We start from the raw sequence: 22234 nt of genomic DNA on the forward strand, positions 1-22234 counted from the left end.
TCTTAACACGATGAATAATATGATCAAAAAAAACGCCGAAGTGTCTTATCTTGATTTTGTTGCATTCCAGATGAGGCCACCAGGCTGAAGTTGTTTCGCAATACCTGCCCGAACAGATTGATCAATAGTCTGCTTGTAAGCGCGAGAAACAGCATCGTTATTTGCAGAAGTCTGCTGCTGTGAATTTTGGTTTTGAACAACTACGGACGTTTGAATACTTACCCCACCGGCCGATGATGACTGAAGCCCATACATCGGAGCGTGGCCAACATAACCGCCATTTGCATAACCCTGAGCTCCACGCATAAGCGCATACAGATTGCCAACCCCCAGCGCACTGGTTGCCTCCTTGGTGAATACGAATTCGCCACCATGCACCACGCCTTTTGGCTGATACTTACCTCCATCCCCCGTGTAGCCGCCAGTATCAAACTCAGGGACTGCGCCACCATCAGAAAATCCGAAAAATGAACCAAATGAGGTTCCACCAAACGCAGACTTCATTCCGTTGACCAATGCCAACTGCGTAAGCATTTGGGCGGTGCCCTTCAGGAAGGTAGACAGGAAATCTGAGAAGTTAGATTTACCTGTAGTAAAAAAGTCGGTGAGCGTGCTGGCCATCCCGGTGAACGCATTGCTGGTAATAGTCTGCACCTGCGAGTAAACATTGGTCGCGCTGTCCTCAAATTCAGCCCAGCCCTTTTTCGCGCCAGTCAGCCAGTCGCCACGTAACCGGTCCTCGGCATCATAGTAATCATTCGCCGCTTTAAGCTGCTTTTGATAACTCTCGTCGTCAAGCTTACCGCCGGAGTTGATCCAGCCAGAAGAGAGCTGGCTCTTTGCCAGCTCACGTTGTGCCTGACGGTCACTCATCCCGGCACCTTTCACTAATGCAGCCTGTTTCTCAGCCATCTGCGTGACATATTTCTGAGAGGTATCCATTCGCTTGTTCAGCTGGTCCTGTGCGGTAATCTGATCACCTAACAGGGCTTTCTGCCGTGCCAACTGAAGCACCTGGTCTTTACTCGCCAGCAGGGATTGTTCCTGCTTCGTCAGTGAACGTGAACGCGAGGCCTCTTCCAGCACCTGAAATTTCGCCTCAGTGGTCCACAGATCTTTGCGCTGCTTGCTGATAGTGTCGTTCAGCCCTTTATGCTGCTGAAGCGCTCGCAACTGCGCCTGAAGCGCCAGCAATTCGGCCTGAGCAGCGTCAGTACTGCGGTCGCCAGCAGATACAGTGCCCTGTTTTCCTGTTTTCGTTTTTTTGCCAAACGAAGCGACTGCTTCGCGAACCTTCTGAGTGGTCGCGGCGCTTATCTTGCGGGATGTATCGAGGTACTTGCCTGCGCTAATGTCAGCTGCGTCCCAGTCCTTTTTCAACTGAGATACGCTGTTACCATAAGCGGCGGCCATTTGTTCGTTATAGGCCTGCCATCCCTGCAAAGTATCAGTTTTCGCCCAGTCAGGAACGAGATTAATCGCAGCCGCGATAGAAGAAGAAATAATCTGGTTCAGCTTCTGAAAAACTATCGCGACGCTGTAATAAATTGCGTTAAATTCCTTTAGCGTGTTCGATGCCAGTTCAGCCACCCACTGACCGATGCTCTGCATAGCCTCAGACGCCCATCCCTTGATATCAAGCCACAGGCGGCCAAATGGTGTCAGCGAGTCGTAAGCCTGCTCTCCGCGCTCTGCCATCGTGTCGCCAAACAAATCCATAGCTTGAGTAACGGCAGCGGTCTGGTCTTTCTGCTTAACTAACTCGTCAATGTGCTTAAGCTGTGAAACGGTGAGAAAGTTGAATTGCTCATTAAGGTTCTGAAGAGCCTTAACCGGATCCTTATCAATATCCTTATAAGCCTTGGTAATGTCCTGAGCCGAAACAATACCAGTTTCAACTGCCAGCGCTGTCGCTTTGGTAGCTTTCTCAAGCTGTCGCTGGGTCATTGAGCCGATACCAACCAACTCTGTCATCAGACTCTGGACAGTGCCCACCGTAGCCCCAGTTGAAGCAGAGATTGACTGGGAGGATGCCATAATCTGTAGCGCTGACGTACCGGCTATGTTTCCGGTGCGGATGATAGCTTTATTGATTTCGTCATAGGCTGTGAAGTAGTCCGATCCCGCTTTTGCCGCAATCAGTACAGCGCCAGCCAGACCACCAATCGCAACACGTGCCGGGGTTACCATGGATAACATCGCTTTTAGCGCGTTACCCACTCCGCCAAAGGAATCACGCAGCTGCCCCCCCTGTTGGATAGCGACCATATAAACCGGCATACCGGAGGCCAGTGAAGTCACAATATCCGTCATTTGCATTGGCAGGTAACGCATGGCATTACGGTACTGCCCCGCACTGATAGCTCCAGATTTCCAGGACTCTTCCTGCTCTTTTAGTCGGGCAATCATTGGCGCAGCGCGGTCCGACACGCCAAGCTGGGCCGCCTTCAGTTCGAGCAACTCTGCACGGGTTTTTCCGATAGCTGCAACCTGGTCCTCGAGTGAGTCGATAAAATTTTTGCCTGCGGCAGCTGCCCGTTGCGCTGCCTGTGCCTGCTCAATGCGAGCACGGCCCTCTGCTGTTTCAGATTCCATGACCTGCGCCAGTTTCGCGCGGGTTGTCTCAAGCACGCTGTTGTAACGAGTAAAATCCTCGTCACCCACCAAACCTTTGTTCCGGAATTTAGACAGGCTTTCCTGAATGGTATCGAGTTCATCCAACGCTTTGTTAACGGGGCTGATTTTGTTGAGCAGAGTCTGGAGCTCCTGGCGCTGCTGCTTCAGGCTCTCGGTATTTTTCTTCTGGTTGTCGATACCGGTTCGGAACGTACTGTTTAAATCATCCGCTTTCTCTGCCGCCCCGGTAGCCGTACGCTGAAATCGATCTAACTCCTGATTACCGCGCTCTAGTTCACTGGTATTCACGCGCAGGGAAATAGTGGCGATGTCGTTACTCATTCCGCCCTCTCTTTATGCATAACTTTTAGTGCGGTGCTCTCCATGATTCGGATGTCTGTAAGCGCGGTTGCCTCGTCGTCGACCTGGTGCAGGCGCATCACCCAGGGCAGCACATTGTAATCAAGCCCTGATGCGCCTCCCATGCCCGTGCGCCACTGCGTACTGACAGCCTGAAACACCAGAAATGAAGGCCATACATCTGGCCAGACGTCGATGTATTGATCATCGTAGTCATCCGGCGTAAGCCCATAGGGTGCCAGGTCTGCCGCTGTGGGTTCAGGCGTATAGAATGCAGAGGCAACCGCTATCAGTTTTTTTCGCGTTGCCCCATCAGTTCGCGATAGTAGGTTTCAGGGATAGCCTTCATCGCCGCCGGATAGTTCTCAAGCAGCAGCGACAAGTTTTCCGCGTTAAATGCATCAGGAAGTGCCCAGCCAGAAATAATTTCCATCAGAAAATCAGTGGCGGTTTTGCCTTCGAGTTTTTCCAGGTCAGCCAGCTCTTTAAGTGGTTTATGATTGAACGTGAATGTCAGCACGCCATCCTCATCGCCAGCGCGCGGGATCGAGACGTTGGCCTTAAAAGTTGGTTTGGGCTGAAGGGTGAATTTTGTCGCCATCGTTGCCTCTTAGTGAAAGAAAGCCTCCAAAGAGGAGGCTCAGACTATCGTTATGCCTGGCTTATGCCGCGGCGCCTGTGATTTTGTAGAACGTCATTGCTGGCGATTGCAGGTTCAGCACGACGCTTACCGTTTCGACTTCGTTCACCGCCGTGGTCGGCGTGTCGTCAAAAGATGCCGTGGCCGCCCAGTAACGATTCTCCTTAGCCTTCGGAACGTACATATAAGCCGCCACAGTCTCTTCGTCTTCATCCAGCTGGCGCAGCAACGGATATACCGGGAGACTTGAATCGTGAGCGATCGAGTAAGTCTGAGAGACAGCAGATTTATAGGTATTCAGGTTGCGCTGACGGTCATCGCTGAGGAACTGAATCTGCGTGGTGTTCTGATCGCCACCAGATTTCGATACCTCAGTGATTTGTGGAAGTTCGGTCCATTCCTCAATCTTGCGAATAGAGCCGGAACCGCCGCCCGCGGCGTATTTGTTTTGGTTTGTGGTATTGATATTTCGAAGAGTAACGGCATTCTCCGCAATCGCGTCGATTTTCGCGATAACGTTATCAATACCCGACCAGTTACAGTTCACGTGAACGATATCACCGACCGCGATATCGTCCGCGGCGCTGACGGTGATCACCACGTGCTCAGCATTCGTCGCGCCGGTGAAAGTAATGGCTGGGCCGTAGCCCGAGGCCAGATAAACATGAGCGCCGTTAGGCAGTGCGAAGCCCATAATGGTTACTCCTGTGAAAGTAGAAAACCGGCACAATGGCCGATGATTTTGACGGGTCAGTTAATGATGTCGGCCCGGTAGTTCAGGCTGATGGGAATGGTGTAGGAAACAGCGGTCGGGATACCGCGAAAAATTGCTGGCGTGCTGGTGATCCAGCAAGTGAAGTCACTTCCTGCAATCTCCTGCCCCTCAGGGAACAATTCAACTACTCTGCCCGCCAGAGAAACAACTGAGGTACGGCCTGAGCCGGCTGGCGCCACGACATTGATCTGGTACACGCCTGAATAAGTCCGGCAGCGCAACCCGAGATCGATTGTTCGCGGAGTAACGGGCAAATCGTGAACGGCCAGGTACATCTCGTTAGCAGGAGGTGTAAACGGCACGTTCTCCCATGCAACAGAAATGCCTTCGGCATCGGCCCAGGAACCCAGTCTGGCGGCCAGTGCATATGCAATATCAGGAATCACCTGGACACCTCCTTGATAGCTTCCTCAAAGAAGCGTTGAAACTCAGCAGCGGTTATACGGACCATTCCGCCCGGTGCCTGTGTGGAATGCCCCATTTCAAGCGGGTATGCATACGGGACGTTGTTGCAGAAATAAATGGCCTTCATCCCGACTTTGAACAGTGACAGCGTGTAGTTCCCGGCTGCTTTTGTCAGGTCGCCGGTCTTGTCTATTCGCCCTGTTTCATCAGTTGTCGGAGCATCAAACGATACCTGCCAGTTACCGCGAAAGCGTCCGCCCGTATACCCCGGCGGTGCTTTGATATCCATCCCATCCACCACCCGGACTTTTTTCTTCAGTCGCCCGGTTTTGGTCAGGTTGTCGGGATTTGCCCGCTGCGCCTCGTTATGGTCGTAAACAGCGCGATTATAGGAAGCGGCTGTCTGGTTAACTTCCCACAACTCCGGGTTGCCCACTGGGGACATCATCACCAGCTGGTTAAGTATTTTTATGCCGACGGCGCGCACCACTGCTTCCTGATTCGTTTTCGCCTTATTAACGAAAGCCGTGATTTCAGCCAGGAAAGCCGCGTTCTCGCCCATGTTAAGCCCTCAGTTGCGCTTTGTAGCAGAGTACCAACGAGGCAGGTTTTGCCGGGTTGGGTTTGATAACCCGGTGGGCTGTGCCATCAATATCGACTACGTCGCCGATTTTAATTTCCTGCTCTGCGGTAAAGACGATTCGAACATCACCGTTTACGATGACTGTTCCATCTATTTCGCCTGGCGCGATTTCGGTCTTCACGCCCACAGCAGTAAAACGGACCTCTTCAGTTTTATGCTCAACGCCGCCGATAACAGTTACCGAGCCTTTACGGGTGACGTTGTATAACGCTCCGTTCTGCCTGAGCATGCGTGTTGTTCTGGCCTGCATACGTAGGTAATCAATGGGCATTCGTCAGCGCCTCTCGATTTGCAGATTGATAAAATCAGTTTTGAGTGATTCGATGGCGCCAACCATAACGTACGGAAAACCACCGCTATGCCAGGCATCCATAACCGCACCGCTTTCATCAATAAGCAAAATAGCCATGCTACGATAATTGCCTTCGCGAGCAGCATGAAGCGCCTCTTCCAGAAGCCTAATAACCTCTGTTCGGTTATGTTCCAGATCAGCATCTTTTCTGCTCGCTAGGTTAATAACTTTCAGGTCCGGCATGTCATGCCCTCTCTGCAAATGCATTGATTGCGTAGCCACGACCACCAGCAAGATCGCCCAGCAGCCCCATCACAGCAGGATACGACGGTGTAAAGACTTCGCCATCTGCGACCGCATAGGTCATCGTGACAGCGCCTTCCACACGTTCAGTCTTGACAGCGGCTTCGCGCACGCTGGAGAGTAAATCGCCGTCGATTGCCTCTACCGCCAGAATGCACTGCGCGGTTATAACCTGCCGTGGAACCCCATCCGACGGGAAATTATGTTCATCCAGAACGACATTCACGCGTGGCCATGCCAGAGCCTGTCTCGGGTCAGCTTTTGAGCCAACCCAGTCCAGCCCCTCCAGGTAATCCATTGCCTTAATCAGCAAAGGTGTGAGCTTGTCAGGCAGTTCAATGCCGCGTATTTCCGCAAATGAGGCAAGATCCTCTTCACTGGCGTAGCTGTTGGCATCAGGAGAGGTGATATCGGTATTGATCATCGAATCATCCTGTTTATGGGGCTTTCGCCCCATTCGTTATTCTCCGGCAGGTGCAGTGAAGGTTATATCATCAGTGGTTTTCGCCACTCCTTCAACCGTGCCGGTTACCGTGAAGGTGCCAGCAACGTCTGATGTGAGTTTCACCGTTGCACCACCAGCAGAGCCGGTTTGAGAATTGGCCGTGCTAAGCGTGCCGCCTGTAGACGTCCACACGACGGTTTTACCGGATACACCGGAGCCGTTCAGTGTGTACCTAAGATAAACAGTTACCGCATCTGTGCTGTCAGCGGTTGCGGAGGTTTTATCCGCTGACAGCGTTACTCCCCCACCGCAGATTCCAGTTTGATCAGCACACCTGCTGTAGATTTGTTGCTGGTGAAGTGCTTCTTCCAGTTGCCCGCAGTGCCGATGGCGGTCAGGTCAGGGTTATCACCTTTGGCGGTATCCCAGCTGTAGCCCAGCAGATCAACGTTCACCACGCCTTCAGCGCGATAGCCAACCGCAAGGTTTTCCTGATCGTTGATATCATAGGAACGGAAGCCCGGCGCCTGAGACTCGGTAACGGTCACTGCGCCGGCTACCAGCCCAAGGATCGCATCAGCATCCATGGTGTCGGTCACCAGCACAGGTTTACCCAGCGTGCCCGGCTGCCCGCCGTAAACCACCACGCCCGCTTCTTCGTAAATTTTGTTGGCAATCGCCTCATCCACAATGTCGAAGTAGGTCGCGGAGTGCATCACGAACAGAACCACTCGGTTAAACTTGTCGCCATATTTGCGCAGGCCACGCGTCAGGGTCTTTTTACCGTCGGTCTCAATGTCGGCGGTTACGACCATGTCGGCGTTAGCACCAATCGCCGCAGTCAGCGCTTTCAGGCCATATTTCACATAGCCTTCCAGCGTGGCATCTGCGACATCAACGCCGATCACTTCGGAGAACTCATCAACGGAGCGGCCACGGCGTTTAAAGGCCTCTTCCGTGGTTTCATACGGACCGTATTTCCACGGTGCTTTAACGGATACCGCTTCACCGGCACCGATTTTTTTACCTGTGACTTTATCGACAGAGTTCACATTGCGCGATTCAATGGAACCACCAACTTTGTAGAAGGCGCGTTTACGGAAGTCGCCTTCAATCAGTTCGTTATCCAGCAAAATCGCACCGTTGGAGGAAGCGTTGAACACTTCCAGATTGTCCTGGCGACGTTCAAGAAACGCGGTCTGCGCCAGATCGTCATAAATAACCAGGTCGGTATTAACAGTCGTTGCCATGGTTTAAATCCCTTATTTCGGAAGTTTGAGGAAGGCCTGCTGGCCGTGTTTGCGGATGTAGTCCGCTTTGTCGCTGGCGCTCATTTCGGAACGTTTCAGGCTTCCACCACCGTTTGGCTTGTGTCCGCCCGCGCCCGTGCCTTCTGCGCGAGGGAACAGATGCGGAGCCGTCTCCTTGAGTGACTCCGCCCACTCAAGCGGGCTTAGTGGGGTTTTGCCGTCTTTGCCGAACAGAACATCGCCATTTGCATCAACCGCTACGGCCTCGCCTTCGTCGTTGAGCTGGAATGTGCCTTTGGCACGCAGAATCAGATCGTCAGAAGCTTCAGGCAGCGCGCCCGCTTTAGAGGCTGCTGCCCGGATTGCATCCCCGAGGACCCGATCCCGGAATTTGTTGGAGAACGCTTCAGCTTTTTCCGCGCGCTCGTTCGCCGCTTTGATCTGCTTATCAACGTCAGCACGCATGCGCTCGGTACGCTTATCCAGCACCTCGTCAATTTTTCCGGCGGCGATAAGCTTCGCCTCTTCATCGTCAGAAAAACGCTGGAGAATGCCGCGTACAGCGTCTGGGTCGATACCGTCAAAACGTGACAGGTTTTCTTTTTGCTGCTTGATGGTGCCCAGCAGCTCAGAGTTTTTTGTTTTCAGGCCTGTAACTTCATTGGTCACACGCTCATCAATCAGCTTCTGTATTTCCGGGGTGATTTCGATACCGCCACCACCACTGCCCTCACCGCCGCTTTCAGGTGCGTAATATTTCAGAAGCATGTTTCGAATTAACATAATTTCCCCTCGGGATTTAGTCGGGCCTCGCCCATAAAAAAGCCCCGGCGGATGCCAGGGCGTGTAGAAAGTGATGGTTGTCAGGTTCAAGGACCTGATAGCTGCTTAAGACGTTCCAGGCTGATCCACTCGCCTTTGTCAGTGAACATATCAGCCAGGTCGATTTCACCCGCGCGGAACAGACGGCCACGCTCGGCACCCAGAACCTGATCCTGCCTTTGAGCTGGCTGACGCGCGAGCCATTCAAGATACGTGGTTTTAGCAGGTACCTGCCCATCCATGCTGGCACGAGTGCCCTCGTCCATCTCATTAATATCAATGCCGAGTTCGCGCCAGGACTTGATAATCAGGGTTTCAGTAGAACGGCAACAGAAATGAATTTTCCCGGGCCCTTGCAGGTAAGGTACTTTGTGCCCGATCGGTTTATTATCCAGGGTGTAGCGCAGCAGGTCGCGAATGATGCAGTCGTGACTGGTTTTATTGTCCAGCGTAGACAGCCACTGTTTACCCTTCACGATGTCGCTGTGGGCGCTGGTGAAGCTGTTGCGTGCGGTGGCAGCCAGATGATTAACGGCTGTTTTAGCGATGCTGGCGGCGTTTGCCCTGCTCATCTGAAGCGCGCCGTCGCGATAGTCTTTATTGGCATGGCCGCGCACGCTTCGGGCGATGGTTTCAACCGTGTCGCCAGCAAGATAGCCACGGCGTACAGCATTTACGATCCGCGCCAGCCTGTCCGATTCCAGATTCTCCGCCCACTCACTCAGCAGGCGCCCCTGAAATGGCTGAGCCATCGCCGCGGCATAAACCATATCGGCGCTAATTCCCTGTAGCGGGTAGCGTGCCAGCACCTGTGAGGGAAGAAGGGAATCGAACAGGCTCAGCTGATAACTGACCTCGTTCCTGGAAAGCGCCAGCAATTCCCCTTCCAGCCCGGACTGCATCGAAGCGACAGCCTGATGATTAAGTTCGCGTACGCTACCGAGCAAGCTTTCCAGACGTGTAACCGTGAAGCTATCAGCCGGGAGCCGATCCAGAGCATCCAGCAGACGGGCAGACAGTTCTGAGTCCGTCTCGTTAAGCAACTTCACCATCCGGTTAGCCACGCCCGTCGCATAGCGGCTAATCCAGACAGAATGGGCAATGGCCTCATCCCGCAAACTTTCGTTGACTGTTGCCATATCATCCCCCGGTCAATGAGGGAGCCTGATTGCGGAGCGCATCAATCACATCATCCGGGCTGTCTGCCGGGTTGATGAGGTCGAGTTTCTGAAGAGCCCTAATCATGTCGGTATCGCGGAGTGCGCCGGACTGCCAGGCATTAACAATAGCGGTAACCATCCCGGATTCTGCAACCTTCGCGATAAATTCTTGGTTGATGATGTAGGCTGGTTCACCCCCATTAATACCCAGGTATTTTGCACACCAGCCCAGCGCCAGCGTGTAAGCCTCGGAAACGTTCGAAACGCAGATACCTAGCACCGATGTTGATGATGTCTGCTCACCGCTTGCCTGCGTTGCAGTCTTCGCCGTGGCGTTCTGCTCAATCAGTCGGGCGCCCAACTGCACCATGTAATCGCGTTTGCTGTCCATGGCCTCTTTAGCCAGCATGTTCGGCTGCGCCTGGGCATAGCCAAACGAGCCATCTTTGGGAAGCATTAGCGGTGAACGGGAACCAATTTTTACTCCGGTCTTCTCAAGGTGATCTCGCCAGCCGGTATCAAGACCAGTCATATACGGCTGCACCTGGCCACAGAACCACACGCTGTCCTCATAGTCAGCGCTATTTCGATAATGACCGTGGTTAATTTCCACCAGCGCAGCCAGCGGCGAGTCATCGATAGTGGGATCGTTGTTCTGGGCGCCGACAAAAGTGAACGGGATTTCATCCCAGTATTCCTTCCCTTTAGGCTTCGGATGATATTCGCTGTCGACGACATAGGTTCCGCTTGCAGTGCCACCTGCCCGGCGCCATACGCGGCAGATAAACTTCCCTTCTTCCAGCGCCAGCTCGCGGTACTGGATTTCATCCTTGTAAGCGTAACCATCCGGCTCTTCTACGCATTCGCGCAGGACCACCAGCACCAGTTGATCGCGCCCATTGATACGCTTCGTCCGCCAGTTAATGATGTTCTCTGCCGGGTAGCGGAGGATGATCGCCTCATCGGAGGCATCTGCGTAATCGACATAAAGCCCCTCCCGTGCAACTTCCAGCACGTTCTCGGTCACTAACTGTGACTGCTGATAGATGCTGGTACCGGCCCCATCAGCATTGTCCAACAGGTATTTCAGCTTCACCGGGCCATTAAACGTTGGGTCTTTGCGATACGCCATGCCAAGCATGCCGATCTTCGTATTGCCGGCAATGGCGTAAAATACAGCGCGGCGCAGATAATCTTCATTGCGTTTACGGTTGCGCGTGGATTTATCGGTTGGATCGAGATAAGGCAGATATTTATTGCCCGCCGCTTTTACGGCCTCAGCGCCTTTGCAAAAGTCTCTGTATTTCCGCCAGGCAGCAGAAGCCGCCCGGTGTTCTGGTCGAACCCAGGTGATGTCGTCGTTTGCCATATCAGAAAGTGGTGTCCATGGTGATTGAGTATGCCGGTTTCACGATGGGGTAATCCTTCACAATGAAGTACCCACCAGCATCATTGGGGTGATCGTTATCAGCTTTTTTGTCCGGCTCTCCGTTCGCTGCCCAGACCTGTTGTTCGAGGCTTTCGGTGTAAACCGGGCAATTCTGGACGTTAACCAGATAGCGGCGCTCACCATTGGCGTTACAGAACATGGCGTTCATCGAGTTAATGCGGTCTTTAACCGGGGGGTTTGCATCATCAACGATGACGCTGAATCCGGCATCATTAAGCTGGGCAATATCGGTCTTGCTGGCGTTCTGCGATTTGCGGGAGTCACCTGACGCATCCGGATAGATGTAAATCTCCCGGCTCTTTACGTAGCGACCATCCTCGAAGCGCCAGAACTCTTCCTGTATACGCTTAATCATCGCCGGCGTGTCGTAGACCTTCACCAGCTCGCGAACCGCGCGCGGTAGCCCGTTACGCTTTACGTGAACAATCGCGGCCATTTTTCCAACGTTGAAGTCCATACCGATAAACAGCGGATCCCCATCCTGAATCTCGTCAGAACAGTTGTTCAGCTTACGGTTAAAGGTGTGGTAAATGGTCCCGCTGTTAAGGTTCGTAAACTTCCCGCGCAGGTAAGCCTGAATCAGTTCATCAGGATAAGAACTCAGCAGCGAAGGGATGTAATCCGGGGGCAGGTTCTTCGCGTTGTCGAACGTACTGGCCTGTATCAGACCGTACAGAGCAGAAAGCTCGGGCTTTTCACGCACCGCCTTCACGAACTGCTGGTAAACGAATTTGAAGCCTTCCGGCGTTGTGGTGACATCGATGCCGTTACGCAACCCATCGACCTTGTAACGCATACGGGCTATGATTTTTCGCCATGCCTGTTGCGCTTTGGCTGCCGCCATGACGTCCAGCTCATCAACCATCGCGTTACCGATTTTGAAACCGACTATCGAGCCGGGCTTCTCCATTGAGCGGCAGATTGTGGTCCCGCGGTATCGTCGCCCCTCGTAGAAGTGAACCTCTTTGTTCCCCTCATTGATTATGACGCTCAGCCCCCAGTCAAAGGCCACTTCCTCAATTGTCGGGTAGAAGATGTCACGGATCTGCGGGTACGTCGGTGCGAAATAACCCTGGTTGATTTTAGGGTGCTCCCACATCCCCTTACAGATGCCCCCACAACCCACCCACGTCTTACCGGACCCGAACCCGGCAACGTAGGCTTTGAATTTGTGCTGCATCGCGAGGAAACGCGCCTGAGGAATGTTAAGTGTCGGGCTGATCCCCATCTTCCGCCCTCGCGTCCACTACGTTGATATTGATCTGAACTGGGGTCGGTTCGTCATCATCACCATCACCGGCCAGCTCTTTGCGGAGTTTTTCCACCTCCAGCTGCCGGCGGTCGATTTCGATTTGCTGGAGACGCTGAGCGAACTCGCTATCCGCCAGGCCAAGCCGCTTCATTACGGCTTCGAACATTCGCTCTCGGCTGATAGCGGTTATCTCGACGCCATTCTTCCCCAGCTTCACACCGGAATAAGACAGAGCAGCAACAGGGGAGAGTTTTCGGGTGTCGGCGAAATACGGCTGGCCAATACCATCGCCGTTGCATCGCGGACAGCCTGGGTTAGGCTCTCGGGTGTGATCGTAGCCGTAACCTCCAACATCAGCGGGCTCGCGACTCTTCCGCTCAAGCGCTTCGAGGCGTTTCTCTTCGAACTCCACCATATCGCGCCATTGGTACTGGTGACCGAAGCCCCAGCAGTAACGACACGCGCCACGACGATACTGAGAGAGTTGGTTAGCATCGAAGGTGGCAAGCTGCCACATCTGCGCGAGGACTTCATCGGCACTGCCAAGCGTGCGCGCAATGGAGGCTTTTTGTTGCTGCGCAATAGCCTGCGCAACGTTAGGATTCGCTATAAGCTGACGACCGTAGTTTGGGTCACTATAACCAGCACGTGCAGCGGCGGCTGTGGCGTTATTGTCCTTCAGATATTCAGCAATGAAGCGCTTTACCTTCGAACTGAGCTTTATATCCACCAGCTCATCTGCGCTTTTATCTTTCTGCGCAGTGCGCGCTATCTTTTGCGCGTAAATTTTTGTATTTTGCGCAGTAGCTTTCTTGATATAGCGGCGAGCAGTTACATAATTAAGGTTATGTGCCTCGCACCATTCCTTAGGGGATATGCCAGTAGCAGCGTGATCAGACAGGAACCGCTTCTGCAGCTCGCCCCAGTCCGGCTTAGCCATTGTCACCTCTAAATTGAATGAATTTTAAACGTCACTCATAGCTTCATTATTTGAAGCAATGAAGTATTTTTCTCAAAAAAATCTTGAAATGAGGATTTAAGCTCATGACATATGTATAGCTACGATGACGTAGAGAGAATCAAAACCAATCTCGAATGGATTGTACATCAATCATCTGCTGCTACTCAGTTGCCAAACAGGCACGACCAAAAAGCCATATACAAAATTCTTGAACTCATCCAAACCTACGAATTACTTCTTGATTTAATAAAGGATTTTGGCCTATCAGTAATAGATGCCGAACTCGCAGAAGGCCTCTCCATTACAGAGACATTCATAGCCAAAGTGAAACGGAGTGATAGTGCGATGTGAGAGCGTTTTTCAGCAAGCTCATTGTCAAGAGCTAAGTGTTTGTTAGCTTCAAACTGCTAACATGCAGTTTGAAGCTAGAGAGTATCAATTACCGTAAAGGCGATTGAAAAGCGCATTTTTCAAAGCACCAGAATCAATCGGATCCAGGTTTAGCCAGGTCAATGTCTCACGATTTTTTTCTGCATTAAAATCAGAAAAAACGCCATGGATTTCACGATTATCAGGTGAGTAAAGAACAGCGATATTTTGTTCAGGACAGCTATGAGGTTTACATCCAGACAGAGCAATATACTTTTTCCCTGCAACTGTAACTTCGGTTGATGGTGTGCTCGTGCCGCCACTCTTTACCCATGCGGGTAGCTTGTTTTTGCCGATTAGCTCGGAGTAGCTCTTAGAGGTGCTTTTTGCACTAGCGAAGTCAGAAAGATACTGCCCCTCGTCGGCAAGAGCACCGAAAGAAACAAAAGCCATAACAGCGATAATCATTTTACCTTTCATGTTAATCCTCATTCCATAAAGACATCTCAACTCTATACTTTAGCAGCTACTATGTCAGCCCTATAGTTAGCCAGACTATTCGAAATTACTTCCTATCCAAAATGATTACCTAAGGATTATCCCAATCTTTACCGCTTGTGCTTGTTGAATACTGACTGTTTGCCAGGCTATTAAGGACTCTGATGCGGAGAATGCCAACTCCGGAGAACATCAATAAAAAGAGCAACGAAACTGAGACTCCTGTAGCCCTCCCTGAGAGGGCTTTTTTTTGAAAAAAAAGCCAGCTCGGACAGAACTGGCTGGGTCTAGCAGTAATAAAATAGCACTTCACACTCAGCTCGACGTTTAATCTATTCCTTTAGTTCTGCATTCAGATGCCGGGTGCCTCCCGGTGAATTTGCCACAGTCTACAAATCCGCAAACGTTACGTGCAACAGCGACTGCTTGCCCCGCCGCAGAGGGGGATTCAGCCAAATAGCAAAAGTATCGATTCACCTGTGTAATACGAATCTAGTACAAAATTTTAGTTTTATGCAATCTATGACTAAATTATTAAAATCGCGACAAAAACTATCACGCAAGTTATTAATCCCCCATTAAAAATCACGCACTAAAACATTTCTTCTTATGCCCGATACTTATCTGACGCTTTGCTTTAAAGTCCAAGGCTCCTTGTAATGATGGCCATTTGGTCTACCTTCCGAATTGCAGGATTTCATTTCGGAAGGGACTTTTTTTCTTTCCCGCCTTGATAAATACTCATTGTTTTCTAGACTCTTACACAGACTTTGCTATGTCAGGTAAAGTCGTCGTTCAGGACTACCCGTGTGCTCAAGGATGAGCCACCCTGATTTGTTCAAGCTTATCCCTGCCATTTAATTATCTCCCCCCAAAGAATTGTCCATTCGTATTATGGAGTCCTCAATATTTGCTACGGTTAAAGTCCAGAGGAGAGACTGTGTCCGAACCTCAGGGATGAGGCTCAATTTTTCCCGCAATTTTCTTTCCATGCTTTGTTATGCGCCAGTATGTCTTTCTTCGTCTGGCGGTCCAGAACGTCGATGTCTTGATCCGTCAGGAAGATTGGCTTCACCCAATCACAACCGGTATCAACCACCACCGGGACGCTTCCATTCGTTACGCAGCTCGCGATCAATATCGTCGCCAGGCATATGATTAACAGTCTGCTGTACATTGCTGGCCTCTTTCGTTGTTACTACCCTGCGTTCGGCTGCTGCGACCATTGCCGCTGCGTTATCTTCGGTTCGCTGCTGGTCGGCTTTGGCTTCTGCTTTGCTGGTGCCGCGAATATGGCCCAGGCCAAAAGCGCCGGCGATAGTGGAAATGACCAGTGCGACCAGCCCGATTATTGTCTCGATACCCACACTCACCTCATACCAGAACTGATTTCGCCAGGTTAAACAACGCACGGCGTTTTTCCAGCCCGTTGCGGCCGCCATTGATTAATAGTGTCACGCGCTCAACGTCGCCGGAATGAAGAAGGCAACCGCGGGAGGCATAGAACCATGCGGCTGAGCGCGCGGCGTATTCATCCTCTTCAAGCAGTTCCGGGTGGGTTACAAGGTCCAGTTTCAACGCCTGGCCACAACTGCGATAGTTACTCAGACCAGTAACCTGTTTCAGCCCGCGACCGCGATATTTCCATCCATCACCGGCAACCTGATTGCCCAGGTGTTCTTTTCCCCACTCACCACCGTATACCAGATTAGCGATCGCTTTCTGGTTTGCCGGTTGCGTTGCCGTTCTGGCAAGTGCAGCGGCTTGCTGTGATGTGATGCGGTGGCTGCCGAACGTCGGCACCAAGTTTTCTGCCGCATAATTAAGATTTTCCACCACACGGGTAAATCTGGAGCTTTCATGCCCCATCTGGGCAATAAACATCGCCTGATCAAGCGGTGTGGTTATGCCGTATTCCTTCATAGCGGCGTCGATATGCGGAAACCAGCGCGCAGCTAACCCGGCGCTGATGCCAGCCGCCTTCTGAAATTGGGTTTGGTTCATTAGTGCCTCAGATGATCAACCAGACGTGCAACGTTGCCTTTGACGGCCACCAGCACGGAAAGGAATATGATGTTTGCCGCAATGGTGGCCCATGATGAATGCGGGTAAATCCCACACAGGTACGCCAGCGGTACAGCGCTGTAGGTGACGGTAATCAGCCAGGCTAAACGCGAAATCCATGGCCGATGCCGCGAATCTCCACGGCGATAAAACATCAGAGTAATCACAACTCCGGCGCAGAGCAGCGCGTTGATAGTTGCTGTTGGGTCATTTAGTACCACCCGAACCTCCCCGGCGCGTTATCAGCGCCACCAGCGAGCCGATGTCCTGCTTGTTCAGGAACGTAAGGATTTGAACGGCTAACGCAGAAGCTATTACGGCACCGATAGCATCCAGAGGCTTCTCGGTGTACCCCGTCCAGGATGTGAGTTTTGAACCCAACAGCCCCGAACAAAGAATGCCGACGATATACGACACGAAGAAGTATGCCAGGCGACGTAACACACTCAGGTCAGCCGCTGTCGCTATGTAAAATACGGCGCCCGCAAATGCACCAAAAACAACACCGTAGTCAGTTCCGGTCAATAGACCGTAGACACTGGCACCAGTCAAAGCTAAACCGGCCAGCCCCGTGCCGGAAAATGGATCGGACATCGGCCCCCCTCATATTGCTGTGAATCCTCTCAGTAAATTTGAGGGGAAATAAAAAAGGCCACCCTGAGGCAGCCTGTGTTCTTCGAATTATGTTCATAAAGGTGGGGATATGGGGCCTTCCAGAACGACCGCTTCACCGTTATGGCAAAGATCGTAGCCACGAGTTAGATGCCAGACGCCTCTGATTATTTTTCCTGTAACCATATCTTCAGTTTTACCGTGCGAAAAGTAGGCGATCTGGACACAGTCATTGTGTCTAATCCAATAATATCCCTCTTTCATAATTCACCTCTTAAATTGTTTCATTTAGAAGTGTATATGACGTTTCAGAACCTGGTGGTCGACAAAACGTTTTTTTGAGGATGTGGCGCCGGGTGCCTCCCGGTGACTTATCTCTGGTCGTCAAAGTCGCGTGCATACCTGCACATAGCAGTTAACCAGACGCCCCATCGCTTAGATGGGATTCACCACATTCATAACTAAAACAAGAAACATTCATCTGGTCAATGGATGATTAATAAATGAAAAAAAAGCCTGCTCGGAAAAGCAGGCATAAATAGCTAAGTTGGCAATAACTGAGGGAGTGGTGCCGGGTGCCTCCCGGTGGAAATGATCACAGCATTCATTTCCGCGCGCTGGTTGGACACTCTGGAGAAATGTCCTGCTGAATCGCCCCTCGCTTAGGGGGATCCACCACAAAAATGCTTTCAGAAACATCCATTACTCAGGATGCTTAAAAAGCATATGTGCAGTATGAAGAATCTGCCACGTAATCAGATGAATATATTCATTTAAATGGTACAGGCAGAAGGCCTTCAATCACCTCTGCCTCTCCGTTGTGGCAAATGTCCTCTCTCTGCGTCAGATGCCAGACACCAGTTATCAACTGGCCCGTTTCAAGGTCATCGGTTACACCATCGGTGTAGTAGGCTACCTGAATTCTGCCGTTGTGCTGTAGCCAGTAGAAACCCTTTTCCATTTTCCCACCAGTATGGCTGGGAAATTAGATGTTACTACGGGGTTGTATGGTTTTAGTAATTCTTAAATTGCTATAAAGCAAAAAGCCCTACGGGGTTAACCGCAGGGCTTTGAACGAAGGCAATAACCCATCGTTGGAGCAAAATTACCACAGATTCGGGAAAAGTAAATAGCTCACGATAAAATAACGCCCTATTTTGTTATCTGCTTCAGCTGCGCATCGGCCCATGCCTCTTCGATGTCAAACTTGGTGATTAGCTGATCGTAAAAGGGCTTAACAGACTTCTTCCAGGTATCCAGGCTGATTGTATCCGTTATCTGACACACCGCGGCGAAAGCCTCAGTTGATGGAATTCGCTCATACCCGCGTCCGCCGCAACGCTTGCAGTCAGCCAGAACAGGCACGCCCTGTTTTTCAGTGAGTTCCTGATTCACTGCTTTACCGCGCCCATGGCAGTCTTTACAGGCGCAACTTACAACCTTCTTACCCTTGCACTGAGGGCAGAGAACGCGCGCTACCTCCATGACCTGCCTACGCACCTCATACTCAGAAGGTCGAATATTCTCGACACCCATGTGCAAAGACATCTTCACGAACTTCTTCTCTTTTGCCGGAGTGTGAGACTTCATGCTGAAAACATCAGCCTCAATAAATCCCTGCCCCGAGCAGCAATCACACTGTTTCACGCTTGCGGCGCTGCGGGAATAGTCCTCGAACGCGAAGGTGGCCAGCTGATGCATTACCAGTGGTTTAATCTCTGCATTAAGCTTCCGTAATGCCGCAACCCGATCGCACTTAGTCAGCGCATACTGAGCCAACAACTCAATCGCCCTCTCCCGGTCATTGTTGCTGATCCCCATCTTCCCGAGAAAAGCGCTGTAACCCATGGCGGCCCGTTCCTGCGTCATGCCCATAGCAGCCATGATATCCGTTCCGGTTAATGCATCTGATGCCGTTGTCCGGGGAGAGTCACTAATCATTGTCGATTTGGCGAAGTGATATTTGAGAGTATTTTCAAGATTCATGCGGTCTCCAGCTCGGTAATGGTGAGTTCTAATTTTCCGCCCTTAACGACAGGCATTTTCACAACGCGATAGTCGACAACCTGGCAGTCATCCAGCCAGAATCCCGCCTTGGTTAAAGCGTCGAATGCAGCTTTTTGCAGGTTATCCAGATCGCGGCGCCGGCGGTCGGGCATGTGACATTCAATTCGGATTTTGAGTGGTGCGGTCGTCCGGATATTAAGACGAGCGCTTCGAATGACACTGGCCACCGCATAGCGATACGCGACGCCATCAGCACTAATGTGTGTACGTCCGCGGTTGTGGCGGTAATACCTGTTATTGCTCGGCGGCCAGGGTAAAGTGATTTGATATGTCTTCACGTTCACCCCCACATCCGGTTTCGCCAGCGGCTATCCGGGCGCGCTGGTGTATTTGAGGTCGGTAGGAATGCACTGACAGTCCAGGTAACGTAATCCGGGTTAAGGCTGCGCTCAACCCGAACGCCGCGCGCTTTGTAACGCTTAACCAGTTCGTCGGCCTGTTCGGTGCTGCAATCGGTGTGGTGGAACCAGGTTTTCTTCATCCCCATTACCCCGCAAAGCCAAGCAGCTGCGCGGCGACATTTTCAGCCTCATCGCGACTGCGGAATGAACGGGACAAGACCCAGCGCCATAGAACATCGAGCGCAGCTTTATAGAGCTGCTGGAATTCCAGTTCGTCCATGTTGGCGAATGAAATGCTGCGAGGATGCTTTTTGAGTGTGCCGTCAGGTAGCTGAATAGCATCGAAGTGCCCTGCCTCGACGATCACCCATGAGCGGTAAGCATCGAAGGATTTGCACAGGCTAATGCCATTCGTGACGCGCCGGTAAGCAACCTGCTCAAGATACTGCTCAGCTGCATCGATCAGCGCGCTCTCATTCCCGCCATACGAAGCCAGGAATTTGGCGTAGCCGGTGATCAGCTTCCGATCGTTGCTAGAGATAGCCCCGCCAGTTGGTTCCCAGTATTCAAAACCGAGATTGAGAAGCGCGAAAAAGCGTCGATGGAATGCCGGGTTTCGTACCCGCCTGAACTCGGCAACAAGAACATCGCCGAGCCGGGTTTTGGATTGCAGGATATCGCTGGTCTCGGGCGTTGCCGGGATCAGTATTCCTGAGTGGTGTTTGATAAGTTGTAATTCTAGCGCCATGGTTTTCTCCGTGGCGCATCAGGTATAGGGTGTTCAGGCCTATGAAAGAATAATATCAGACGGTGGTGTAATTCGGTACCCAAGCCGTTTTGCAAATTGCATAAACCCGTTGAGAGTGAAGATTTCTTCCTCTTCGAGTAGCGGTCTTAATGAAACTATTCCATTTACTCGATAAACCAGATATCTCCCTTCCGCCGGGAAGCTATAGATAACTGCTTTATCGGCCCTTCTGACCACGTCGTACCATTGATCATCTGCATTAAAGGCATCTGCACTACACACTATTTCCCCCAGAGCGACTTATTGACGCGGTAAACAGTAATCGGGAACAGCCAGGGGAACGCAAACAGCGATACTCTTTGAAACTGCTCCAATGAAATTCACGCGATTAATAAAACCACTCGTCCGCGCTCTCCCAGGTCTCCTGTACGATATGTTCGATCTCTTTCTTGTCGCCCCCGAAAACAGTCAAACCGTCATTACTGGTACGCTTAATCGTAAGCTGGCATTCATCGAACTGTTTGCTGAGTCTTTTGAGCAGTTCTGACTCGAGCGCAGGTATAGCTCCATCAGGAAGTTTCTTCATGCGATCAATGGTTAGCTCGATTTTCATTTATCCCTCCGCAATGAATTACTGTATGCATGTACAGTATATTTATAAACTTATGTAACGGATTTTGCAACGATTTAGTGATCAACTCCCGATGATTAAAACACCGCTATGTTAGTACTGTTTGCATAACCCACATCAGGATATTCCTATGAAGAAGCGCTTTCAGACAACAATTTAACTTGTATTTCCCGCATGCCGAAGCCAAGATTTTGCATAGGCACTCATCAGCATACATGTTAATGAAGAAAACACTCTTACAATTGGCGAAGGAAAAATGAAGGTATAAAAGTCCTAGAAGTGAAGCGCCCTTCGATAAGGAGAGCATATGTACTGAAAATAATTCGTTTAAATCATGCTCAGGCGCTTCAAATGACCCACAACGTAATTTGTGGAGACAGACCAGAAGCATTAACCCCTTGAAAATTATGTTTTAGGCTCAGCCTTCGATTGATAATACGAAGCAAACTCTTCACATGGTTGAGCTGGCACGTCAATGTTTTGTTTAGAGACATATTCGAAGTCTTCTGCGGCGTGCAGGTCTTAGCGTTGATTGCAAATAATAAGTATAAGCAAACGATAAATATCAAAAATCATAAAATAAATTTACTATCCTTGCATTTAATTGCCATTTAAATATCATCCGTCTTGGTATAGTCGAAATACAAAACCAAAGAATAGCTCTATAAAAAAATTAAGAATAGCCTTTATAAGCATAAGCCCCTAAGTATTTAATCCTAGGAACTTATACATTAACTAGCATAATGAAATTTGAAAAATTTTTCATGCAAAAAAACACGTTTGGAAAGTTAAAAATCACTCCCGAAGAATCTTACCTTCTGGTGTTACATTGGTATAATCATCTAAACCTCCACCAGGGTTTTGAACATCCCAATGATCTTTATGAAACTTATCCCAATGCCATTCACGCCGCTTATCATCCAAAAAACCATAATTCGGTTTTCCAGCCTTTAAAGGCTTCGCACTTTTACGCCAATGTTGAGGGGGCACAAAAGGAAAATCACCTTGCGATGGAAGATTATCAGGATAAATTTTGTACCACGTGTATTTGGCAAATTTTATATCTTTAACTTCTTTTATGTTAATGAAATCGTTGTAATTTATGCACATAGGTGTAGGTGTATAAATAGCCTCTTCATTTGTTTTATCGTGAAATGTATGAGTAGAAATATAATTTATAAAATCACAAAAAATATCATTCACTTTTTTTGTGATACCTGCACATCTAACTTTACTAACATTGCCTGTTATAGGATGTACAACAATATCCATGTCATTTAACAACGGTTTTAATACTGCATGCCAATCAGCCAGCCACTTGGTCCATTTTACGTCTTCACCTAAAGACCAAGGGTGCAGCTCCTCAAACATCTCAAGCAAAGTCTGTGAAATAGAAACTTTCAACCCCATGACTTTACAGGCTTTTATAAAGTCAACCAATGGCATTACATAAAACTTTTCTATTACCCTTGGATCAAGGTTAGGATCAATGTTTAAAATATGATGTGGGCAAAATGTGATTTTTGGCAT

General features: G+C 50.5%; 28 protein-coding genes. All 28 read right to left on the minus strand.

Translation table 11 applies throughout. The features are described 5' to 3' along the window. Nucleotides 1-45 precede the first annotated feature (45 nt). Entirely contained in the window at nucleotides 46-2958 is a 2913-nt protein-coding gene (locus ACOTYH_RS00595; RefSeq protein WP_421637491.1) for a phage tail tape measure protein, read from the minus strand. Beyond that, entirely contained in the window at nucleotides 2955-3269 is a 315-nt protein-coding gene (locus ACOTYH_RS00600) for a DUF1799 domain-containing protein (protein ID WP_080336444.1), read from the minus strand. Before ACOTYH_RS00600 ends, ACOTYH_RS00595 begins: the two co-directional genes overlap by 4 nt. Continuing rightward, nucleotides 3266-3577, minus strand: a complete 312-nt coding sequence (locus ACOTYH_RS00605) for a phage tail assembly chaperone (RefSeq protein WP_032654531.1) — start codon at nucleotides 3575-3577, stop codon at nucleotides 3266-3268. The genes ACOTYH_RS00600 and ACOTYH_RS00605 overlap by 4 nt, the downstream gene beginning before the upstream one ends. Before the next feature lie 61 nt (nucleotides 3578-3638). Further along, complete coding sequence (locus tag ACOTYH_RS00610; protein ID WP_271138903.1) at nucleotides 3639-4310, minus strand: phage tail protein; 672 nt, start codon at nucleotides 4308-4310, stop codon at nucleotides 3639-3641. 56 nt (nucleotides 4311-4366) lie between these two features. Further along, entirely contained in the window at nucleotides 4367-4777 is a 411-nt protein-coding gene (locus ACOTYH_RS00615; RefSeq protein WP_045331470.1) for a DUF4128 domain-containing protein, read from the minus strand. After that, complete coding sequence (locus ACOTYH_RS00620) at nucleotides 4774-5358, minus strand: hypothetical protein (protein ID WP_278106161.1); 585 nt, start codon at nucleotides 5356-5358, stop codon at nucleotides 4774-4776. The genes ACOTYH_RS00615 and ACOTYH_RS00620 overlap by 4 nt, the downstream gene beginning before the upstream one ends. A 1-nt stretch (nucleotide 5359) precedes the next feature. After that, nucleotides 5360-5710: a hypothetical protein gene (locus ACOTYH_RS00625; protein WP_421637492.1), complete on the minus strand. Its 351-nt coding sequence runs from the start codon at nucleotides 5708-5710 to the stop codon at nucleotides 5360-5362. Nucleotides 5711-5713: 3 nt separating this feature from the next. After that, the gene (locus tag ACOTYH_RS00630) at nucleotides 5714-5974 is read right to left on the minus strand and encodes a hypothetical protein (RefSeq protein ID WP_032654540.1); all 261 of its coding nucleotides are present in this window, start codon (nucleotides 5972-5974) and stop codon (nucleotides 5714-5716) included. A gap of 1 nt (nucleotide 5975) precedes the next feature. Further along, complete coding sequence (locus ACOTYH_RS00635) at nucleotides 5976-6458, minus strand: DnaT-like ssDNA-binding protein (protein ID WP_421637602.1); 483 nt, start codon at nucleotides 6456-6458, stop codon at nucleotides 5976-5978. Between the two features lie 36 nt (nucleotides 6459-6494). Next, complete coding sequence (locus ACOTYH_RS00640; RefSeq protein WP_421637603.1) at nucleotides 6495-6851, minus strand: Ig-like domain-containing protein; 357 nt, start codon at nucleotides 6849-6851, stop codon at nucleotides 6495-6497. Then, nucleotides 6776-7729: a major capsid protein gene (locus ACOTYH_RS00645; RefSeq protein WP_015570929.1), complete on the minus strand. Its 954-nt coding sequence runs from the start codon at nucleotides 7727-7729 to the stop codon at nucleotides 6776-6778. Before ACOTYH_RS00645 ends, ACOTYH_RS00640 begins: the two co-directional genes overlap by 76 nt. Before the next feature lie 12 nt (nucleotides 7730-7741). Beyond that, nucleotides 7742-8512 carry a hypothetical protein gene (locus ACOTYH_RS00650; RefSeq protein ID WP_017693495.1) on the minus strand — a complete coding sequence of 257 codons (771 nt, stop codon included), beginning with the start codon at nucleotides 8510-8512 and terminating at the stop codon, nucleotides 7742-7744. Between the two features lie 86 nt (nucleotides 8513-8598). Further along, nucleotides 8599-9690, minus strand: a complete 1092-nt coding sequence (locus ACOTYH_RS00655) for a hypothetical protein (protein ID WP_421637493.1) — start codon at nucleotides 9688-9690, stop codon at nucleotides 8599-8601. A gap of 1 nt (nucleotide 9691) precedes the next feature. Beyond that, the gene (locus tag ACOTYH_RS00660; RefSeq protein WP_180245475.1) at nucleotides 9692-11080 is read right to left on the minus strand and encodes a DUF4055 domain-containing protein; all 1389 of its coding nucleotides are present in this window, start codon (nucleotides 11078-11080) and stop codon (nucleotides 9692-9694) included. 1 nt (nucleotide 11081) lies between these two features. After that, complete coding sequence (locus tag ACOTYH_RS00665) at nucleotides 11082-12389, minus strand: terminase large subunit domain-containing protein (RefSeq protein ID WP_421637494.1); 1308 nt, start codon at nucleotides 12387-12389, stop codon at nucleotides 11082-11084. Beyond that, nucleotides 12367-13353 (minus strand): terminase small subunit, encoded by a 987-nt coding sequence (locus ACOTYH_RS00670; protein ID WP_421637495.1) that lies wholly within the window; start codon nucleotides 13351-13353, stop codon nucleotides 12367-12369. The genes ACOTYH_RS00665 and ACOTYH_RS00670 overlap by 23 nt, the downstream gene beginning before the upstream one ends. A 456-nt stretch (nucleotides 13354-13809) precedes the next feature. Next, nucleotides 13810-14223: an Ivy family c-type lysozyme inhibitor gene (locus ACOTYH_RS00675; protein ID WP_421637496.1), complete on the minus strand. Its 414-nt coding sequence runs from the start codon at nucleotides 14221-14223 to the stop codon at nucleotides 13810-13812. A 1109-nt stretch (nucleotides 14224-15332) separates the two neighbouring features. After that, a complete protein-coding gene (locus ACOTYH_RS00680; protein WP_421637604.1) occupies nucleotides 15333-15608 on the minus strand; it encodes a hypothetical protein in 276 nt (91 codons plus the stop codon). A 7-nt stretch (nucleotides 15609-15615) separates the two neighbouring features. Continuing rightward, nucleotides 15616-16245, minus strand: a complete 630-nt coding sequence (locus ACOTYH_RS00685) for a glycoside hydrolase family 19 protein (RefSeq protein ID WP_421637497.1) — start codon at nucleotides 16243-16245, stop codon at nucleotides 15616-15618. After that, on the minus strand, nucleotides 16245-16526 hold the full coding sequence (locus ACOTYH_RS00690; protein ID WP_022651286.1) for a phage holin family protein: 282 nt from the start codon (nucleotides 16524-16526) through the stop codon (nucleotides 16245-16247). Before ACOTYH_RS00690 ends, ACOTYH_RS00685 begins: the two co-directional genes overlap by 1 nt. Beyond that, on the minus strand, nucleotides 16513-16899 hold the full coding sequence (locus ACOTYH_RS00695) for a phage holin family protein (RefSeq protein ID WP_015570936.1): 387 nt from the start codon (nucleotides 16897-16899) through the stop codon (nucleotides 16513-16515). Before ACOTYH_RS00695 ends, ACOTYH_RS00690 begins: the two co-directional genes overlap by 14 nt. A gap of 787 nt (nucleotides 16900-17686) precedes the next feature. After that, complete coding sequence (locus ACOTYH_RS00700) at nucleotides 17687-17878, minus strand: hypothetical protein (protein ID WP_063413505.1); 192 nt, start codon at nucleotides 17876-17878, stop codon at nucleotides 17687-17689. Between the two features lie 191 nt (nucleotides 17879-18069). Then, nucleotides 18070-18903, minus strand: coding sequence for an antitermination protein (locus ACOTYH_RS00705; protein ID WP_421637498.1), 834 nt, complete (start codon nucleotides 18901-18903; stop codon nucleotides 18070-18072). Next, nucleotides 18900-19262, minus strand: coding sequence for a crossover junction endodeoxyribonuclease RusA (gene rusA, locus ACOTYH_RS00710; RefSeq protein ID WP_045336422.1), 363 nt, complete (start codon nucleotides 19260-19262; stop codon nucleotides 18900-18902). The genes ACOTYH_RS00705 and rusA overlap by 4 nt, the downstream gene beginning before the upstream one ends. Before the next feature lie 2 nt (nucleotides 19263-19264). Further along, complete coding sequence (locus tag ACOTYH_RS00715) at nucleotides 19265-19471, minus strand: hypothetical protein (protein WP_025913038.1); 207 nt, start codon at nucleotides 19469-19471, stop codon at nucleotides 19265-19267. After that, nucleotides 19471-20073, minus strand: coding sequence for a DUF1367 family protein (locus ACOTYH_RS00720; protein WP_421637499.1), 603 nt, complete (start codon nucleotides 20071-20073; stop codon nucleotides 19471-19473). The genes ACOTYH_RS00715 and ACOTYH_RS00720 overlap by 1 nt, the downstream gene beginning before the upstream one ends. Before the next feature lie 388 nt (nucleotides 20074-20461). After that, nucleotides 20462-20686, minus strand: coding sequence for a DinI family protein (locus ACOTYH_RS00725; RefSeq protein ID WP_421637500.1), 225 nt, complete (start codon nucleotides 20684-20686; stop codon nucleotides 20462-20464). Nucleotides 20687-21499: 813 nt separating this feature from the next. Beyond that, the gene (locus tag ACOTYH_RS00730; RefSeq protein WP_108453081.1) at nucleotides 21500-22234 is read right to left on the minus strand and encodes a hypothetical protein; all 735 of its coding nucleotides are present in this window, start codon (nucleotides 22232-22234) and stop codon (nucleotides 21500-21502) included.

This window comes from Enterobacter cloacae complex sp. SHL001 (genome assembly GCF_049236825.1).
Taxonomy (GTDB): domain Bacteria; phylum Pseudomonadota; class Gammaproteobacteria; order Enterobacterales; family Enterobacteriaceae; genus Enterobacter; species Enterobacter hormaechei_C.

What these genes read in the sequence shown, in the direction of transcription:
- ACOTYH_RS00595 (WP_421637491.1), bottom strand. Translation starts at nt 2,958, where the DNA reads ATGAGTAACGACATCGCCACTATTTCCCTGCGCGTGAATACCAGTGAA.
- ACOTYH_RS00605 (WP_032654531.1), bottom strand. Translation starts at nt 3,577, where the DNA reads ATGGCGACAAAATTCACCCTTCAGCCCAAACCAACTTTTAAGGCCAAC.
- ACOTYH_RS00610 (WP_271138903.1), bottom strand. Translation starts at nt 4,310, where the DNA reads ATGGGCTTCGCACTGCCTAACGGCGCTCATGTTTATCTGGCCTCGGGC.
- ACOTYH_RS00620 (WP_278106161.1), bottom strand. Translation starts at nt 5,358, where the DNA reads ATGGGCGAGAACGCGGCTTTCCTGGCTGAAATCACGGCTTTCGTTAAT.
- ACOTYH_RS00625 (WP_421637492.1), bottom strand. Translation starts at nt 5,710, where the DNA reads ATGCCCATTGATTACCTACGTATGCAGGCCAGAACAACACGCATGCTC.
- ACOTYH_RS00630 (WP_032654540.1), bottom strand. Translation starts at nt 5,974, where the DNA reads ATGCCGGACCTGAAAGTTATTAACCTAGCGAGCAGAAAAGATGCTGAT.
- ACOTYH_RS00635 (WP_421637602.1), bottom strand. Translation starts at nt 6,458, where the DNA reads ATGATCAATACCGATATCACCTCTCCTGATGCCAACAGCTACGCCAGT.
- ACOTYH_RS00645 (WP_015570929.1), bottom strand. Translation starts at nt 7,729, where the DNA reads ATGGCAACGACTGTTAATACCGACCTGGTTATTTATGACGATCTGGCG.
- ACOTYH_RS00650 (WP_017693495.1), bottom strand. Translation starts at nt 8,512, where the DNA reads ATGTTAATTCGAAACATGCTTCTGAAATATTACGCACCTGAAAGCGGC.
- ACOTYH_RS00655 (WP_421637493.1), bottom strand. Translation starts at nt 9,690, where the DNA reads ATGGCAACAGTCAACGAAAGTTTGCGGGATGAGGCCATTGCCCATTCT.
- ACOTYH_RS00660 (WP_180245475.1), bottom strand. Translation starts at nt 11,080, where the DNA reads ATGGCAAACGACGACATCACCTGGGTTCGACCAGAACACCGGGCGGCT.
- ACOTYH_RS00665 (WP_421637494.1), bottom strand. Translation starts at nt 12,389, where the DNA reads ATGGGGATCAGCCCGACACTTAACATTCCTCAGGCGCGTTTCCTCGCG.
- ACOTYH_RS00670 (WP_421637495.1), bottom strand. Translation starts at nt 13,353, where the DNA reads ATGGCTAAGCCGGACTGGGGCGAGCTGCAGAAGCGGTTCCTGTCTGAT.
- ACOTYH_RS00675 (WP_421637496.1), bottom strand. Translation starts at nt 14,223, where the DNA reads ATGAAAGGTAAAATGATTATCGCTGTTATGGCTTTTGTTTCTTTCGGT.
- ACOTYH_RS00685 (WP_421637497.1), bottom strand. Translation starts at nt 16,245, where the DNA reads ATGAACCAAACCCAATTTCAGAAGGCGGCTGGCATCAGCGCCGGGTTA.
- ACOTYH_RS00695 (WP_015570936.1), bottom strand. Translation starts at nt 16,899, where the DNA reads ATGTCCGATCCATTTTCCGGCACGGGGCTGGCCGGTTTAGCTTTGACT.
- ACOTYH_RS00700 (WP_063413505.1), bottom strand. Translation starts at nt 17,878, where the DNA reads ATGGAAAAGGGTTTCTACTGGCTACAGCACAACGGCAGAATTCAGGTA.
- ACOTYH_RS00705 (WP_421637498.1), bottom strand. Translation starts at nt 18,903, where the DNA reads ATGAATCTTGAAAATACTCTCAAATATCACTTCGCCAAATCGACAATG.
- ACOTYH_RS00715 (WP_025913038.1), bottom strand. Translation starts at nt 19,471, where the DNA reads ATGGGGATGAAGAAAACCTGGTTCCACCACACCGATTGCAGCACCGAA.
- ACOTYH_RS00720 (WP_421637499.1), bottom strand. Translation starts at nt 20,073, where the DNA reads ATGGCGCTAGAATTACAACTTATCAAACACCACTCAGGAATACTGATC.
- ACOTYH_RS00725 (WP_421637500.1), bottom strand. Translation starts at nt 20,686, where the DNA reads ATGAAAATCGAGCTAACCATTGATCGCATGAAGAAACTTCCTGATGGA.
- ACOTYH_RS00730 (WP_108453081.1), bottom strand. Translation starts at nt 22,234, where the DNA reads ATGCCAAAAATCACATTTTGCCCACATCATATTTTAAACATTGATCCT.